The following is a 15,735-nucleotide window of genomic DNA, read 5'->3' as shown; positions in this document are numbered from 1 at the left end:
ATCCGGTACGCCCCGCGGGGAGCGGCCGCGGGGGCGGGCGGGAGGATGTCGTCAGGTGCGGTGCTGCGACGCGGTCGACCCGTACGGGGCGGCCGTCGTGGCGCTCCGGGGCCGGGAACGGGCAGCACCGTCACGGTCATTGATCATCCGGTCACCGACACGCCCCGGGAGAACCACATGCCCTCCGGACCCCGACCGTCCGTCCTCTTCGTCACCGACCTCGCCTACGAGGCGCGCGGACGCCGCTACTGCGACGAGGACATCCATCTGACCTCACGGCTGCGGGAGGATTTCGACGTCGCCCTCTGCCACCCCCGGGACGCCGCCGCGCTGCTGGGCGGTTTCGACGTGACCGTCATACGCAACAGCGGCCCCGTGCTGCACTACCAGGAGGCGTACGACGCGTTCCGCGCGCGGGCCCGGGAGCTGGGCGCCCGGGTCTACAACCCGCTGCACGGGCGCGGGGACATGGCGGGCAAGCAGTACCTGGTCGATCTGAGCCGGGACGGCCGGCCGGTGATCCCCACGGTGGACCGGGCGGCCGATCTGGGGACGCTGCCGGGGGCGGCGCAGTACGTGGTCAAGCCGAAGCTGGGGGCGGACTCGGTCGGCCTGCGGTTCGTGCGGGAAGCGACGCTGGCGGGTGAGGAGGACGGCACGATGCTCGTCCAGCCCCGGATCGACTTCCGCTACGAGGTGTCCTTCTACTTCGTCGACCATGACTTCCAGTACGCCCTCTACGCCCCGCACCCGGAGCGGCGATGGGTCCTGGAGCCGTACGAGCCGAGCACGGCGGATCTGGAGTTCGCCCGCGGGTTCGTGGAGTGGAACACCCTCGAACACGGCATCCAGCGGATCGACGCCTGCCGGACCGCTCAGGGCGAGCTGCTGCTCGTCGAGTTGGAGGACCTCAATCCGTATCTCTCGCTGGACCGGGTGGCACGGCCCGTGCGGGACGCCTTCGTGGCACGCATGAAGGATTCCCTGCGGGACCTGCTGGGCTGACGACACGTCCGGCCGTCCCCCGCATGCGGGAGGCGGCAGCCGGTGCGAAGGTGCGGACGTGACCACCACCGCCGGCGAGACCGCCTCCGCCGCACGGAGTGCCGCCGCGCCGCCCCTGCTCGACCCGCGCCGCCCGTGCTCGACCCGCACCGCCGGAACCCGGTCCTCGCTGTCAGTCGACGAAGACCCCGGCCACGTACACCCAGGCCCCGTCGTGCCGGACGAACCGGCTCTTCTCGTGGAGCGAGTCCGGCCGGCCGTCATCCGTGTAGTGCGCGCGGAAGGTGACCGTTCCCGTGGTGTGGAACGGGCTGCCCTCCGTAGTCTCCAGCACCTCCAGGCGCACCCATCGCGTGCCGGGGTCGAATTCGACGGCGGGCGGCCGGGTGTCGGGGTGCCAGGTGCGCAGCAGGTACGCCGCGTCCCGGACGACGAAGGCGGTGTACCTGGAGCGCATCAGCGACTCGCAGGTCGGCGCGGCGGCGGTCCCGGCGTGCAGACGACCGCAGCAGTCCGCGTAGGTGGCGGGCAGGCCGCACGGGCACGGTGATTCCGCGGTGACCCCGGGGGTCCGTGCTCCGGCGGGGGCGGGCCGGCCCCGTCGTGTGGTGCGTCGTGACATGTGCCCATTGTGACCCGTGGTACGGCCGAGGCGGAACGCCGGTGGGTGCGCACCGGACGGGGCGGCCGGGCCGGGGAGGTGGGGCGGCGGTCGGAACCGGGGGATCCGGGACGGAGGGCGGCGGGCGGGGCCGGATGCGGCCGGGTGGTCAGGGTTTGCGGGCCACGCCCGCGTAACCCGGGATCGGCTCGTCGCCGGAGACCTCGATGACCTCGCCGAGTTCCGGCCGCCAGTCCGCGGAGAGCGAGACGCCCGGCTCGACGAGTTCGAGCCCGTCGAAGAACGCGGTGAACTCGGCGCGGGACCGCAGCCGCAGCGTCATCCCGCGCGCCTTGTACATGGCGGACGCGGTCGCGGCCCCCTCCGGGTCGTAGTCCCCCGTGGTCTGCGAGAGCACCAGGAAACTGCCCGGGGCGAGCCTTCCGACCAGGCGGTCGACGATGTCGGCCGCGCCGTCCTCGTCGTTCAGGAAGTGCAGCAGCGCCAGCATCGACAGCGCGACCGGCCGGTCGAAGTCGAGGACCCGGCCGGCCTGTTCGAGAATGACGTCCGGTTCGCGCGCGTCGGCCTGGATGTAGTCGGTGGCCCCCTCGGGGGTGGACCGCAGCAGGGCCGCCGCGTGCGCGAGGACGATCGGGTCGTTGTCGCAGTAGACGACGCGCGCGTCCGGCGCGATGCGCTGGGCTATCTGATGGAGGTTGGGCTCGGTGGGGATGCCGGCGCCGATGTCGAGGAACTGACGGATGCCGTTCTCGGCCAGCCATCTGGTGGCCCGGCGCATGAAGGCCCGGTTGACCCGGGCCATGTCCCGTCCCCGGGGCTGCAGGACCAGCAGCTCGCGGGCCATCTGTTCGTCGACCGGGTAGTTGTCCTTGCCGCCGAGGAACCAGTCGTACATCCGTGCGGGATGCGGGCGGCTGGTGTCGATCTCGACGGCTCGGGGGTCGTACCCGGTCATGGCGCGCTCCATGGGTCCATAGGTCGGCGGACAACGGCGGTGTGGGGAACGGGGACGGCGGCGGCGCTGCGGATTCGGGGTGGAGGGCCGGTTCGGGTGAGCGCTCCGGCCGGATTCGGGTGGCCGGTCCGGTCCCGGCGGGGCCGGGCCGGACGACGGACAGGGGCGGGCGACGGAATCAGGTGAGGAGGAAGTCCGCCTGGCCGGACTTGGCTCCCTGGATGAAGGCGGCGATCTCGCCGTGGGAGTAGATCAGGGCGGGGCCGTCGGGATCGGAGGACTGGCGCACGGCGACCCGGCCATCGGAGAGCTTCATCGCTTCGACGCAGTTGCCCCCGTTCCCACCGCTCCACGGCTTGTGCCAGCCCTCGGTGCCGAGATCGGCGGCCGGCATGCCGTTGTATATGGGATCCATCACAGCTCCTTGCGGAAGTCCCGGAGGATTTCCTTCGTGCGTTGTGCAGTGGCGGCCTGAGCCGCCATGCGGTCCATGACTTCGAGGTAGGAGGCCACCTCGGGGCGCGCGTCGAAGTAGACGGCTCCGGTCAGGTACTCGCTGTAAACCATGTCGGGGAGTTCGGGGACGCCGAACCGGAACAGGACGAACGGGCCGTAGGTGCCCGGGTGGTGTCCCGTGGAGAACTCCGCGATCTGCAGTGTCACATGGGGCAGTTCGGTCGCTTCGAGCAGCCGGTCGATCTGCCCGCGCATGGCCTCGACGCTGCCGACGGGACGGCGCAGCACCGTCTCGTCCATCACCACCCACAGCTTCGGGGCGTCCGGTCTGGTCAGCAGGGACTGGCGCTGCATCCGCAGCGCCACATGGCGTTCTATGTCCTCGGGTCTGGTCTGGCCGACGGCCCCGGTGCGCATCACCGAGCGCGCGTAGTCCTCGGTCTGGAGCAGACCGGGGACGAAGTGCGGCTCGTACATGCGCAGGAGGCTCGCGGCGCCCTCCAGACTGACGTACATGCTGAACCAGTCGGGCAGCACGTCGTGGAAGCGCTGCCACCAGCCGGGTTTGTTGGCCTCCTCGGCCAGCTCCACGAAGGCCTCGGCCTCGTCGTCCGCGACCCCGTACGCCTTCAGCAGCAGCTGCACGTAGGGGATCTTGAGAGCGACCTCGGCGGTCTCCATCCTGCGTATCGTCGCAGGCGCGACCCGCAGAACCTTGGCGGCCTGGTCGCGGTTCAGGCCGACGCGCTCCCGCAGATCCTGCAGGCGCTTGCCGAGAACGACCTGACCCACGGTCGGGGCGGACCGCGGTTCGCTCACTTCAGACCTCCCCATGCGCTGTTTGCGAGCAGTGTGCCATGCATGGGCGATCCAGAACACAGCCACTCTGAAATTTTCAGAGTGCCCCTTGCCAAGTGTTCGCGACAGGGGGAGAGTTGGTGAGTGAACCAGTTCACGAAGTCGCGCCGGCCCTCATTCGCGTGAGAGCGCGGAGCGTGACGCAGCCCCCACTGTGAGGAATCGGTTGTGGCACCTGGCAGTGCGCTCATCCCCCGGCTCATGGATCTCAGTCCCGGGACGGAGGCGCTCCGGTACTGCTTCGCACTGCCCGCGCACCCCGAGTCGGTGGCCGGCGCACGGCGGCTGACCCGGGCCCGGCTCGACCAGTGGCGGATGGACGCGGACACCCATGACGCGGCGATCCTGATCGTTTCCGAGCTGGTGACCAACGCGGTGGTGCACACCGTGAGCACGCGCGTCGTGTGCGAGCTGCACCGCCTCCACCGACGGCTGCGCATAGCCGTGCAGGACCAGGGGCACCAGCCCGGTGGACCGCAGTTGCGCCGCACCTCCGACGACGAGCACGGGCGCGGCCTGCTGCTCGTCGACGCGATGTGCAGCGCCTGGGGCTCCCGCGACACGGGCAACGGCTCGGGCCGCATCGTCTGGGCGGAGCTGTCGCACGGCCCGGAGCAGCCATGTTGAAGAACGCGATGTCGCACCTGCTCAAAACCCGGCGCTCCCGCGATCCCCGGCTCGCCGCGGACACGGTGCGCCTGCCGCTGCCGCCCGCGCTGTCGGCGAGCCTGGGCTGCGACGCGGTGGGGGTTCCGGCCAGGTACGGCTTCCGGCTGATGTCCCACCTGCCGCGCACCGGCTGTGTCTTCGCGGACGCCGAGCGCTGGTGGTGGATCGTGCCCGCGGGCTCGGATCTCGATCTGGACTGGCCGCGGCAGGTCGCCTACGCGAAAGGGGCCTATGTCCCCGCCGTGCGCCCCCGGTTGATCCACCAGCCCGACAACCGCACGCCGTACACCCCGCCCATTCCGCTCTTCCTGATGGTGTGCCAAGTGACCGGGGTGGCCCCGTCGTGGGCACCGTCCGGCGGTGAGCGCGCCATCTCCGCCCCCTGACCTCCTCACGCGCCGTGCAGGGCCGACGAACGCCCCTGCGGCCGTACGTCCCACTCGCCCGACCGCGTACTCCGCACACCTCGCCCACCACGTTCACTCACGGAACGTCACGGAATCGACCGCGACGGGCCGCGGACCGCCTCTTCTGCGACCGATCGCGGTCCCCTGCGGCGCCAGCACCCAAACGGGCGACGGAATGACACCTTCCGCCCGTGGCGCGGCGGCCACCGCTTTCCCCGCCCCGGCCGCGCCGGAAGGGCGCCTTGCCCGAGACCGGGCTTTCACACCTGCGACGACCTGCGGTTTTTCGCGTCGGACACCCCGGACACACCACGCTGTCAGTGGTCCGTTCTACTGTGGCACCACTGATCGAGAAGCTCGCGGCGGTGCGAGTCGAAAGTGGCGAAGGGGGCGGAGCTGTGCGTCGCTGGGAATACGTCGAGGGCAGTGCGTCGAAGTTCTGGGAAACCGAAGCCGTGGGCACCGCGGTGACGGTGCGCTACGGCCGGTGCGGCAGCGACGGGCGTACGCAGACGAAGGAGTACGCGTCGGCGGAGGCCGCCGCGGCCCAGGTCCTCAAGACGATCGAGGAGAAGGAGAAGAAGGGCTACCGCGAGGTCGGGGCTACCGCCTCCCGCCCCTCCGCCCCGGGCTCCTCCGATTCCGCTTCCGGCCCCGCCCCCGTTCCGGGTGAGGTTTCCGCGGCCGTCCCGGACGGCGCTCCCGCCCCCGGGGAGGGCACGGCGGTCCTCCCCGACGAGGACACCTTCGTGCTGCCCGCCAACTGGAGGCGGGTGCTCCACCCGCGGCGCGGCGGGGTGCGCCGGGAGCCGGCCAAGCCGGCCAAGGGCGCCTTCGACACGATCGAGGCCGCGATCTCGGAACAGATGGCCTGGATCCAGGAGTTCCTGGACGCACCGGCTTCGGATGCCGGGGTGGCCGACCAGCTGCGGGCACATCTCGGCGGCAGCCCCGCACCGGTCGGTGCGGCCGCACTGGCCTCGATCGTCCGGACGTCGGTGCCGAACTCCGTGTGGGCGGACTTCTGGGTCGCACGGTACGGCCTGCCGTTCGCCGCGCGGACGGCGGTCGAGGTGTTCTCGGTCCGGGGCACCTGGCAGCAGAGGGGCGGCAAGCGCAGCGCGCCCCGGCTGGACGCCTCCCAGGCACCGCAGTACTACTGGGCGCAGGAGCACCGGGCCCCGATCGACCGGGTCCGTGCCCTTCTCGCCGTGGCCGACGAGGACACCTACCGGGCGGCCGTGGAGGTGCTGGCCCGGTGCCGGACCGACGTGCTGCACCGGATCCTCGTCTCCTACCTCGTCCCGAGCGAGACGGAGTGGGTGGACGAGCTCTGCGCGGATCCCGAGGTGACCGGCAACGGAAACCACATCCTGCGGGCGTTGGTGTTCAGCTCACTGGGTTCCGCCGAGCAGATGGCCCGTTTCTCCCCCTCCTGGGGCTTCGTGGACAACGTCGCGCTCATCGCGACGGCCGCCGAGGGCGTCGGCCCGGCCATCGCCCCCCATCTCGTCGATGTTCTCGACGGGCCCGACCGCTACTACGCGGCGAGCGTGAAGCTCGCCGCCGAGTCCCTGGTCGAGCTGCCCACCGACGAGGCGTTCCGCGCCCTGTTGTCCCACGCGGACTCCAAGCAGGTCCGCCCCTCCCTCCTCACCGCCATGGGCCGTTACCCGGTGCGGGCGGTGCGGTTGCTGGCTGCCGAGGTCGCCGCCGGCGGTCCGAAGGGCGCCTCCGGCCTGGTGCCGCAGTTGCTCCGGGGGCACATCGGTGCCCACCGCGAGATGGTGGCCCTGGCGCTCGACGGCCTCGCCCCGGAGGTCGTGGAGATCGTCGAGCCGTTGCTCAACCCGGCGGACCTGATCCCCGACGCGCCGTCGGACTCCCTGCCCGCCGCGCTGACGTCGCCGCCCTGGTCCCGGCCCCGCGCCAAGCCCAAGGACAAGGTCGTGCCGGGGCTGAACGCCGAGGCCGAGCCCTCGATCCGGTGGCAGCCCGAGGAGCAGGCCGCGTGGGCGGCCACCTCCTCCTGGTACACCTCCAGGCCCGGCACCGGCTCCTGGGAAAGGGACACCGCCGCCCTGGAGCACGACCTGGCCGGGGGCAGTCTGCAACCCGCCTGGTTCTTCGTCCACGCCGACGAGGAGCAGGCCGCCCCGCTGCTCGCCACCTGGGACCCGACCGACCTGTGGGAGGGCAAGGACACGCTCAAGCCGATCGTCGCCCGGTTCGGTCTCGCCGCGCTGCCACTGCTGCTGCGCGCCGTGCCCCGGCAGCCCGGCTCGCTCGCCCCGCTGTTCCTCCCCTTCGTCGACGTGCGGGTCGCCCGGCACATGGCGAACTGGGCGGTCCGGCTCAAGGCCACCGCGGCCACCGCCCGCGCCTGGTTCGCCCGGCACGGCGTGGCGGCCGCCCCGCTCCTGGTGCCGGACGCCGTCGGCAAGGCGGGCACCGCACGGCGCGCCGCGGAGCAGGCGCTGCTGCACATCGCCTCGGCGCACGGCGACGACGTGGTGCGCGAAGCCGCCCTGGGGTACGGCGAGGAGGCCGCGGCGGCGGTGGAGGACCTGCTGTCGGTCGACCCGCTGGAGCGTGCGCTGCCCGCCAGGATGCCGGTGCTGCCCGGCTGGACGGAGCCCGCGCTCCTGCCGCAGATCAAGGTCCGCTCCGGCGGTGCGCTGCCGGTGGCGTCGGTGCGGCACGCCGTGATGATGCTGGCGCTGTCGAAGCCCGGCGAGGTGTACCCGGGCGTCGGGGCGCTGACCGGGGCGGCCGAGGCCGCCTCGCTCGCCGAGTTCGCCTGGGCCCTGTTCGAACAGTGGCGGGGGGCGAACCTGCCCGCGAAGGAGTCGTGGGCGCTGCAGGCGCTGGGGCTGCTGGGCGACGACGAGACGGTCCGCCGGCTCACCCCGGTGATCCGGGCCTGGCCCGGGGAGTCGGCGCACCACCGGGCCGTGGAGGGCCTCGACGTGCTGGCCGCCATCGGCAGCGACGTGGCCCTGCTGCATCTGCACGGCATCGCGCAGCGGGTGAAGTTCAAGGCGCTCAAGGAGCGGGCCGGGGAGAAGATCGCCGAGGTGGCCGCGGGACTGGGACTGGCCGGGGAACAGCTCTCCGACCGTCTCGTGCCCGATCTCGGGCTGGACGCGGACGGTTCGACGGTCATCGACTACGGGCCCCGGTCGTTCACGGTCGGTTTCGACGAGCAGCTGCGTCCGTACGTGCTGGACGGTGACGGCAAGCGCCGCAAGGACCTGCCGAAGCCGGGTGCCCGCGACGACGCGGAGCTCGCCCCGGCGGAGCGCAAGCGGTTCATGGCGCTCAAGAAGGACGTCCGGACGATCGCCTCGGACCAGGTGCGCCGGCTGGAGGCCGCGATGGTGGCCGAACGCTCCTGGACGGCCGGGGAGTTCCGGAAGCTGTTCGTCGAGCATCCGCTGCTGTGGCACCTGGTGCGCCGGCTGGTGTGGCTGAGCGAGGCGGAGGACGGGACGCGCACCGCGTTCCGGGTGGCGGAGGACCGCACGTTCGCCGACGCGGAGGACGACGTCTTCGTCCTGGCCGAGGACGCGACGGTGCGGCTCGCGCACCCCGTGCACCTGGGTGACGAACTGGCCGCCTGGTCCGAGGTGTTCGCCGACTACGAGATCCTCCAGCCCTTCCCGCAGCTCGGGCGGAGCGTGTTCGCCCTGCCCGGGGAGGAGGCCGACACGTACCGCCTGCCCCGGTTCGAGGGGCTCAAGGTGCCGGTCGGGAAGGTGCTCGGGCTGCAGCGCCGCGGCTGGGAGCGCGGGGAGCCGCAGGACGCCGGGGTGGAACGCTGGATCTCCAAGCGCCTGGGCGACGACTGCTACCTCGTGATCGCACTGGACCCGGGCATCGCGGTCGGTGTGGTCGACATGTTCCCCGACCAGACCCTGGAGACGGTCTGGCTCGACAGCCGGCCCGACGACCACTGGAGGCGGGGCGAATACCGGCTCCGGTTCACCGGCCTGGACGCGGTGACCGTGTCCGAGTTCCTCGGTGACCTGGCCGAACTCACGGAGGGCGTCGCATCATGACCGTACGGGACGAGAGGCGTGGGGGCGCGCCGGACGACGGCGCGGTCGCGGTGCAGCGGCCCCCGGCCGAGGTGCGGTACGCCGAGGAGCTGGCCGCGCTGCGCGCCGAGGACAACGATCCCCGGCCGCCCGGCTGGGAGTTGAGCCTGCGGGCGGCGCGCCGCTTCATCGTCGGCGACGCCGGCACGGGCATCAGCCGGAAGTTCGTCGGCAACCCCTCGCTGGTGGACCGGGCCCTGGTGACGCTGGCGACGAGCCGCGGGCTGATGCTGGTCGGGGAGCCGGGCACCGCCAAGTCGCTGCTGTCCGAGCTGATCGCGGCAGCGGTCAGCGGGGACTCGACGCTGACGGTGCAGGGCGGCGCGGCCACCACCGAGGACCAGATCAAGTACGGGTGGAACTACGCGCTGCTGGTCGCCGAGGGGCCCTCCACCCGGTCGCTCGTCCCGGCCCCGATGCTGCGCGGCATGGCGGAGGGCAGGCTGGTGCGGTTCGAGGAGATCACCCGCTGTCCGCTGGAGGTGCAGGACTCGCTGCTGTCGCTGCTCTCCGAGCGGGTGGTGGCCGTCCCCGAGCTGACCGGGCCCGAGGGCATGGTCTTCGCCCGGCAGGGCTTCAACGTCATCGCCACGGCCAACACCCGGGACCGGGGTGTCAACGAGATGAGCGCGGCGCTCAAGCGGCGGTTCAACTTCGAGACGGTGTTCCCGATCCCCGACCTGGACACCGAACTGGCCCTGGTCGAGGCCGAGGTGACGACCCTGCTGCGGCGTTCGGGGGTGGAGCCGCCGCCGGACCGGGACGTGCTGGAGGTGCTGGTCGGCACCTTCCGGGAGCTGCGTGCGGGCACCGGCGACAAGGGCGGGGCCGGTGCTTCGGACCGTCCCACGGCGGTGATGAGCACGGCGGAGGCCGTGTCCGTCGCCCACGCCGTGGGGGTGCGCGGCTGGTTCCTGCGCGGCGAGCCGGGCAGTGCCGCCGATGTGGTGGCCTGCCTGGCGGGCACGGCGGCGAAGGACAGCCCGGAGGACCTGGCCCGGCTGCGCCGTTATCTGGAGCAGCAGGTGTCGCGCCGCCAGGGCCCGCAGTGGAAGGCCCTGTACGACGCGCGCCATCTGCTGGCCGACTGATGTCCGCGGTGTTCCTGGGGGTGCGCCACCACTCCCCCGCCTGCGCACGGCTCGTCGAACGGACCGTCGAGGAGCTCCGGCCCGCCCTGGTGCTGATCGAGGGTCCGGCCGAGATGAACGGCCGGCTGGACGAGCTGCTGCTCGGCCACGAACTGCCGGTCGCGGTGTTCAGCCACTACCGCGACGAGCAGCGTGCCGCGACGTCCTGGGCCCCGCTGTGCGACTACTCGCCCGAGTGGGTCGCGCTGCGGGCGGGGCGGGCCGCCGGGGCCGAGGTCCGCTTCATCGACCTCCCGGCCTGGCATCCCGCGTTCGCCGAGCGCACCAACCGCTACGCCGACGCGGAGGTCCGCTACGCGGAGGCGACGGAGCGGCTGTGCCGGCATTTCGCGGTGGACTCCTCCGACGCCCTCTGGGACCGCCTGTTCGAGGTCGAACCGTACGACGGCCTCGCCGACCGGCTCGACGCGTACTTCGCGCTGGTCCGGGGCGACGCGGCGGCCGACGCGGGCGACCGCGCCCGCGAGACGTACATGGCGGCGTGGGTCCGGGCCGCGGTCGGGGCGGCCGGGGACCGGCCGGTGCTGGTGGTCACCGGCGGCTTCCACCAGCCCGCGCTCCGCGCGCTCACCGGGTCCGGCGGGGAGGGGGCCGCGGGGGACGACGGCTGGGAACGGGACGAGGACGGGTGGCCCCGGGTGCCCGCCCCGCCGGACGGGGCCATGGCCGGGAGCTTCCTCGTGCCGTACTCCTTCCGGCAGTTGGACGCGTTCGCGGGGTACCAGTCGGGCATGCCGTCGCCGGGCTACTACCAGCGGGTGTGGGACTCGGGTCCCCGGGCCGCCGCGGACGACCTGCTGCGGGTGGTCGTCGAGCGGCTGCGGGCGCGGAGGTTCCCGGTGTCCACCGCCGACCTGATCGCGGCACGGAGTCTGGCGCAGGGGCTCACGACGTTGCGCGGCCACCCGTCCCCGGCCCGGATCGACGTGCTGGACGGGCTCGCGGGGGCCCTGATCACGGACGACCTCGACCAGCCGCTGCCGTGGACGGAGCGCGGCGCCCTGACGACGGGCGCCCACCCCGTGGTCGTCGAGATGCTCGCGGCCTGCGGCGGTGACCGCACCGGCCGTCTCCATCCCGGTACTCCCGCACCGCCGTTGGTGCACGACGTGGCGGCGCGGCTCGCCGCGCTGGCGCTCGACGGCGACGCGGGCACCTCGTACCGGCTGGACCTCACGGACACCACCGGTCTGGAGCGCAGCCGGACGCTGCACCGGCTGCGGGTGCTGGGGATACCCGGCCACGGGCGGACCTCCGGTCCCGAGCACGGGGCCGATCCCGTCTTCACCGAGCGCTGGGAGGCGCGGGCCGCACCGGGCCGCGAGGCGGCACTGGTCGAGGCGGGGGCGTACGGCGCGAGCCTGGCGGAGGCGGCGGCCGTCGCGCTCGCCGAACGGACGCGGGACGCCACGACCGGGGCCGACGGCCTGGCGAAGACGCTGTTCGACGCCGTGCTGTGCGGAATGGACGATTTCTCGGAGCAGTTGCTCGGTGAACTGTCCTCCCGGGTCGGCGGATTGCAGGCGGTGGGGCCGCTCGGCGGGATACTCGCCACGGCGTTGGGGCTGTGGCGGCACGACCGGGTGTTCGGAATGGCGCACGGTCCGCTGCTCGCCGCCGTGATCGAGGGGGCGACGGCGCGGTTGCTGTGGCTCCTGGAGGGGGCGCGCGGCGCGGCGGGAGTGGACCGGCCCCGGCTGCGGGCCGTGGTCGCGGTGCGGGACACGGTGGTGCACGCACCGGATCTGCTGCCCGTCCCGCGTGCGACGGTGGCCGGGATCGCCCGGCGGATCAGCGACGATCCGCAGGCGCCGGTCGATCTGCGCGGTGCCGGCTTCGGGCTGTACCGGGCCCTGGCCGAGGGGCCGGACGCCGCCGGGGACCCGGCCGACGCGGTCCGTGCGGTGGCACGTTCCGGGGCGGACGCGCTCGGCGACTGGCTGGCCGGGCTGTTCGCGCTCGCCCGCGACGAGGTGACCGGTGTGGTGGGCGAGGACGGGACCGGGGGCGGGTCGTTGATCGACGTGCTGGACGGCCTGGTCCTCGCGCTGCCCGACGAGGAGTTCCTGGCCGGGCTGCCCGCGCTGCGGCAGGCCTTCGCGTTCTTCCCGCCCCGCGAACGGGAGCGGATCGCCGGCCGGCTGCTGGAGCGGCGCGGGGTGCGCGGTTCGTCGCGTTTCCTGCTGCGGACCACCACGGACCCCCTGCTGATCGCCGGGGCCCGGACGCTGGAGGAGTCCGTGTCCCGTCTGCTGGCCCGTTACGACCTGGGAGCCACCCCATGACCACGCACGGACATGCGCCCGACCCGGCGTCCGCGCCCGAGGAGGGGGGCGGCACCGTCCCCGACGCGGGCCTGGAACGCTGGCGGCTGGTGCTCGGCTCCCCCGCCGAACGGCACACCGGGCCGCTGGGTCCGGGCAACGCAGGCCGGGACGCGGCCCTCGACTGGCTCTACGGCCGCGACCCCGATCTCGCCGGCCGGGGCGTGCGACGTTCCGGTTCCCGGGAAGGCGGTGACGGGCCGTCCGCGGTGACCGCGGTCGACTGGCTCGACGACATCCACCGGCTCTTCCCGAAGGAGACCATCGAACGCCTGGAGCGGGATGCGGTCGAGCGGTACGGCATCCAGGAGATCGTCACCGATCCCGCGGTGCTGGAGCGGGTCGAGCCGAGCGCGACGCTGCTGCGGGCCGTGCTGCGCACCAAGCACCTGATGAACCCCCAGGTGCTGCAACTGGCCCGGCGCATCGTCGAGACGGTGGTGAAACAGCTCCTGGCCCGGCTGCGGCCCGAGGTCCGCCGGGCGTTCCACGGCACCCGTTCCCGCAGGCCCAGCCGGGTGGCCCTGGCCAGGGACTTCGACTTCCGGCAGACCGTGCGGGCCAACCTCGCCCACTACCAGCCGGCCGAGCGTCGTCTGCTCATCGAACGCGCCCATTTCCACTCCCGCACCCAGCGCCATGTGACGCAGTGGCAGTTGATCCTGCTGGTCGACCAGTCGGGCTCGATGGCCGGTTCGGTCATCCACTCCGCGGTGACCGCCGCCTGTCTGTGGGGCCTGCCCGGTCTCAAGACGCATCTGGTCGCCTTCGACACCCAGGTGGTGGACCTGACCGCCGATGTGACCGATCCGGTGGAGCTGCTGATGCGGGTCCAGCTGGGCGGCGGCACCGACATCGCGCGGGCCGTGGAGTACGGCGCGGGACTGGTGGAGAATCCGCGGCGCACCATCGTCGCGCTGGTCACCGACTTCTACGAGGGCGGCGACGCCCACCGGCTGGTGCGGGCGGTGCGGGGACTGGTGGAGCAGGGCACGACGGTACTGGGACTGGCCGCGCTCGACGAGGACGCCAACCCGGACTATGACCGCCGGACGGCCGGGCGGCTCGCCGAGGCCGGGGCACACATCGGGGCGATGACACCGGGCCGCCTCGCCGAGTTCGTCGCCGAGAGGCTGGGCCGATGACCGACACGTCCACCGATCGTGCCGACGCGCGGCCCGATCTGCTCGCCCTCACCCCGGACACGCTTGCGGCGCTGGCCAACCGCGGCCTGGTGAAACGCGCCACGAAGGAGCTGGACGCCGGGACGGTGCCCGAGCTCACGACCGATCCGGACGCCACCGTGCGGGCCCGTTTCGGCGACGGCACCACCACCTCCCTGCCGCCCGCCGCCGGTCTGGACAGCGGCGACTGCAGCTGTGCCGCGCCCGGTGTCTGCCGCCATCTCGTCGCCCTGGTGCTGGCCTACCAGCGCCGGGCCGAGTCGGCCGCGGACGGCGCGCCCGCCCCGGTCGCCGACTGGTCCCCCGGCGACACCGGCGACGACGCCCTCGTCGAGGCGGTCGGCACCCGCCCGGCCGCCGCGGCCCGGCGCACCTTCGAGCGCGGCTACGGAGCCGTCGTGCACCGCCCGACCCCCGGCCATCCCGAGCCCCGGGTCGAACTCCCCACCTGCACGGTGCGTTTCCCGGTGCCCGGCGAGGTCGGGTACGCGCTGACGGACGCGGCCGTCGAACTGCGCGGCGAGATGGTGGCGCTCGCGGTGTGGGCGTTCCGGGCCGCCGACGCGACGGGGACCGCGGAGCGTTCCGTGTCCGTCCAGGTCGGGGGCGGCGGCTCCGCCTCGGCGTCCGCTCCCCTGTCCGTGCTCGACACGGCCGTCGGGCTGGTGGACGAGCTGCTGGCGGAGGGTGTGGCCCATGTCGGGCCGGTCCACGGCGGCGCCCTGGTGCGTGCCGGTGCCGGGCTGACCGCCGAGTCGATGCACTGGCCCGCGGGGGCGCTCGCCGAGCTGACGGACCAGCTCACCGCGTACGCCGATCGCGGCGCCCACTACCGTCCGGAGGCGGTCGCCGCCCTGATCACCGAGGTGCACGCCCGGCGGCGGGCCGCCGCGCACCCCGGCGTGCTCGGCACCCGCGAGGCCGGGGAGACCCCGCTGCGCCGGGTCCGGCTCACCTCGCTCGGCTGCCGCGTCCACGGCACCGGCCGGTCCCTGACCGCCGAGGTGTACTTCGCCCATCCCGGCGCGGGCAACGTCCTCGTGCTGCGCAAGGACTGGACGGCGGCCGAGGGCAAGGAGCTCACCGCCCACGGGCTGTCCGCCCGGCGCCTCCTCGCCACTTCGCTCGGTTCGCTGGCCGCCGGGAGCCTGGTCAGCGAGAGTGTCCGGCGCACTCCGAGCCGTGCGCTGACCGTCGCGCGGGGCCGGCTCGGCGCGACGACCATCACCCCCGTCGGCACCGCCTGGACCGAGTTGCCCGAGCCGTTGCTCGTACGGGACCTGGCCGCGCTGACGGCGGGCTGGGAGGGCCGGCCGCCCCGGCTGATCCGGCCGCGGGTCGAGGCGGAGAGCGTTCATGTCGTCGCGCTGTCGGCGGTGGAGAGCGTCGGCTACGACCCGGCCGAGCAGCGGCTCGAGGCCGTGGTGCGCGATGCCTCGGGGTCCCGGGCGCTGGTGGCGTCGGAGTACCGGCCCCGGTGCCCCGGTGCGCTGGACGCCCTGGCCGATGCGCTGGAGAGCGGCGCCACGCATGTGAGCGGTTCGGTGCACCGTTCGGGCGGCGGGGTGCGGATCGATCCGCTCGGGGTGCTCACCCCGGCCGGGGTGGTCGTGCCCGACCTCGCCGCGGGTGACGGTTCCACGGCCCTGGCGGCGGTGGCGCAACGGTCCGCCGATCCGCTGGCGGCGGTGCTGGACGAGGCGATGTCCGCCATGGCGGCGGTGGCGCACAGCGGGCTGCGCCATCTGAACGCCCCCGCCCGGTCCCGTATCGAGGACTCCGTGACCGCGCTGTCCCGCACCGGTCTGGCCCGGGCCGCGACGCTGCTCCGCGCCTTCCTCGACGCGCTGGACGACGGGTCCGTGCCGGGCGAGGAGGGGCCGGCCGCCCGGTGCGGGGCATGGCTGGAGGCCCAGCTCCACCTCATGGTCTGCGGCGAGCTCCGCCTCGGACGGGTCTGAGGCCCGCCGCGTCCGGGCGCGGGCGCGGCGGGAGGGCCTG

The 15,735-nt window shown here is 73.5% G+C and carries 12 protein-coding genes; 8 read left to right on the top strand and 4 right to left on the bottom strand.

Annotated features, from left to right (window positions below; all coding sequences use genetic code 11):
- Positions 1-177: 177 nt before the first annotated feature.
- Positions 178-1,005, top strand: coding sequence for a hypothetical protein (locus OCT49_RS30520; RefSeq protein WP_283855026.1), 828 nt, complete (start codon positions 178-180; stop codon positions 1,003-1,005).
- Between the two features lie 172 nt (positions 1,006-1,177).
- Here the strand turns inward: OCT49_RS30520 and OCT49_RS30515 are convergent, their stop codons facing one another.
- From OCT49_RS30515 to OCT49_RS30500, 4 genes are all read right to left on the bottom strand, one after another.
- A complete protein-coding gene (locus OCT49_RS30515) occupies positions 1,178-1,627 on the bottom strand; it encodes a YchJ family protein (protein WP_283855025.1) in 450 nt (149 codons plus the stop codon).
- 148 nt (positions 1,628-1,775) lie between these two features.
- Positions 1,776-2,585, bottom strand: a complete 810-nt coding sequence (locus OCT49_RS30510) for an SAM-dependent methyltransferase (protein WP_283855024.1) — start codon at positions 2,583-2,585, stop codon at positions 1,776-1,778.
- A gap of 178 nt (positions 2,586-2,763) precedes the next feature.
- Complete coding sequence (locus OCT49_RS30505; RefSeq protein WP_148832508.1) at positions 2,764-3,000, bottom strand: DUF397 domain-containing protein; 237 nt, start codon at positions 2,998-3,000, stop codon at positions 2,764-2,766.
- Entirely contained in the window at positions 3,000-3,860 is an 861-nt protein-coding gene (locus OCT49_RS30500) for a Sco1979 family transcriptional regulator (protein ID WP_283855023.1), read from the bottom strand. The genes OCT49_RS30505 and OCT49_RS30500 overlap by 1 nt, the downstream gene beginning before the upstream one ends.
- A gap of 207 nt (positions 3,861-4,067) precedes the next feature.
- Here OCT49_RS30500 and OCT49_RS30495 point away from each other — a divergent pair, with 207 nt between their 5' ends.
- The 7 genes from OCT49_RS30495 (at position 4,068) to OCT49_RS30465 (ending at position 15,695) form a co-directional block, all read left to right on the top strand.
- Positions 4,068-4,526, top strand: a complete 459-nt coding sequence (locus OCT49_RS30495) for an ATP-binding protein (protein WP_283855022.1) — start codon at positions 4,068-4,070, stop codon at positions 4,524-4,526.
- Positions 4,520-4,954, top strand: coding sequence for a hypothetical protein (locus OCT49_RS30490; RefSeq protein ID WP_283855021.1), 435 nt, complete (start codon positions 4,520-4,522; stop codon positions 4,952-4,954). The genes OCT49_RS30495 and OCT49_RS30490 overlap by 7 nt, the downstream gene beginning before the upstream one ends.
- 419 nt (positions 4,955-5,373) lie before the next feature.
- Positions 5,374-9,036 carry a DUF4132 domain-containing protein gene (locus tag OCT49_RS30485; RefSeq protein ID WP_283855020.1) on the top strand — a complete coding sequence of 1,221 codons (3,663 nt, stop codon included), beginning with the start codon at positions 5,374-5,376 and terminating at the stop codon, positions 9,034-9,036.
- The gene (locus OCT49_RS30480) at positions 9,033-10,166 is read left to right on the top strand and encodes an ATP-binding protein (protein WP_283855019.1); all 1,134 of its coding nucleotides are present in this window, start codon (positions 9,033-9,035) and stop codon (positions 10,164-10,166) included. Before OCT49_RS30485 ends, OCT49_RS30480 begins: the two co-directional genes overlap by 4 nt.
- Positions 10,166-12,511, top strand: coding sequence for a DUF5682 family protein (locus tag OCT49_RS30475; RefSeq protein ID WP_283855018.1), 2,346 nt, complete (start codon positions 10,166-10,168; stop codon positions 12,509-12,511). The genes OCT49_RS30480 and OCT49_RS30475 overlap by 1 nt, the downstream gene beginning before the upstream one ends.
- A complete protein-coding gene (locus OCT49_RS30470) occupies positions 12,508-13,695 on the top strand; it encodes a VWA domain-containing protein (RefSeq protein WP_283855017.1) in 1,188 nt (395 codons plus the stop codon). The genes OCT49_RS30475 and OCT49_RS30470 overlap by 4 nt, the downstream gene beginning before the upstream one ends.
- A complete protein-coding gene (locus OCT49_RS30465; protein ID WP_283855016.1) occupies positions 13,692-15,695 on the top strand; it encodes a YehQ family protein in 2,004 nt (667 codons plus the stop codon). Before OCT49_RS30470 ends, OCT49_RS30465 begins: the two co-directional genes overlap by 4 nt.
- Positions 15,696-15,735 lie beyond the last annotated feature (40 nt).

Source organism: Streptomyces sp. ML-6 (genome assembly GCF_030116705.1).
Lineage (GTDB): Bacteria > Actinomycetota > Actinomycetes > Streptomycetales > Streptomycetaceae > Streptomyces.
Note: the sequence above shows the minus strand (reverse complement) of the source record. Positions and strands in the feature narration are given on the sequence as shown.

Coding starts and splice junctions, on each gene's coding strand:
- OCT49_RS30520 (WP_283855026.1), top strand. CDS start 178: ATGCCCTCCGGACCCCGACCGTCCGTCCTCTTCGTCACCGACCTCGCC.
- OCT49_RS30515 (WP_283855025.1), bottom strand. CDS start 1,627: ATGTCACGACGCACCACACGACGGGGCCGGCCCGCCCCCGCCGGAGCA.
- OCT49_RS30510 (WP_283855024.1), bottom strand. CDS start 2,585: ATGACCGGGTACGACCCCCGAGCCGTCGAGATCGACACCAGCCGCCCG.
- OCT49_RS30505 (WP_148832508.1), bottom strand. CDS start 3,000: ATGGATCCCATATACAACGGCATGCCGGCCGCCGATCTCGGCACCGAG.
- OCT49_RS30490 (WP_283855021.1), top strand. CDS start 4,520: ATGTTGAAGAACGCGATGTCGCACCTGCTCAAAACCCGGCGCTCCCGC.
- OCT49_RS30480 (WP_283855019.1), top strand. CDS start 9,033: ATGACCGTACGGGACGAGAGGCGTGGGGGCGCGCCGGACGACGGCGCG.
- OCT49_RS30475 (WP_283855018.1), top strand. CDS start 10,166: ATGTCCGCGGTGTTCCTGGGGGTGCGCCACCACTCCCCCGCCTGCGCA.
- OCT49_RS30470 (WP_283855017.1), top strand. CDS start 12,508: ATGACCACGCACGGACATGCGCCCGACCCGGCGTCCGCGCCCGAGGAG.
- OCT49_RS30465 (WP_283855016.1), top strand. CDS start 13,692: ATGACCGACACGTCCACCGATCGTGCCGACGCGCGGCCCGATCTGCTC.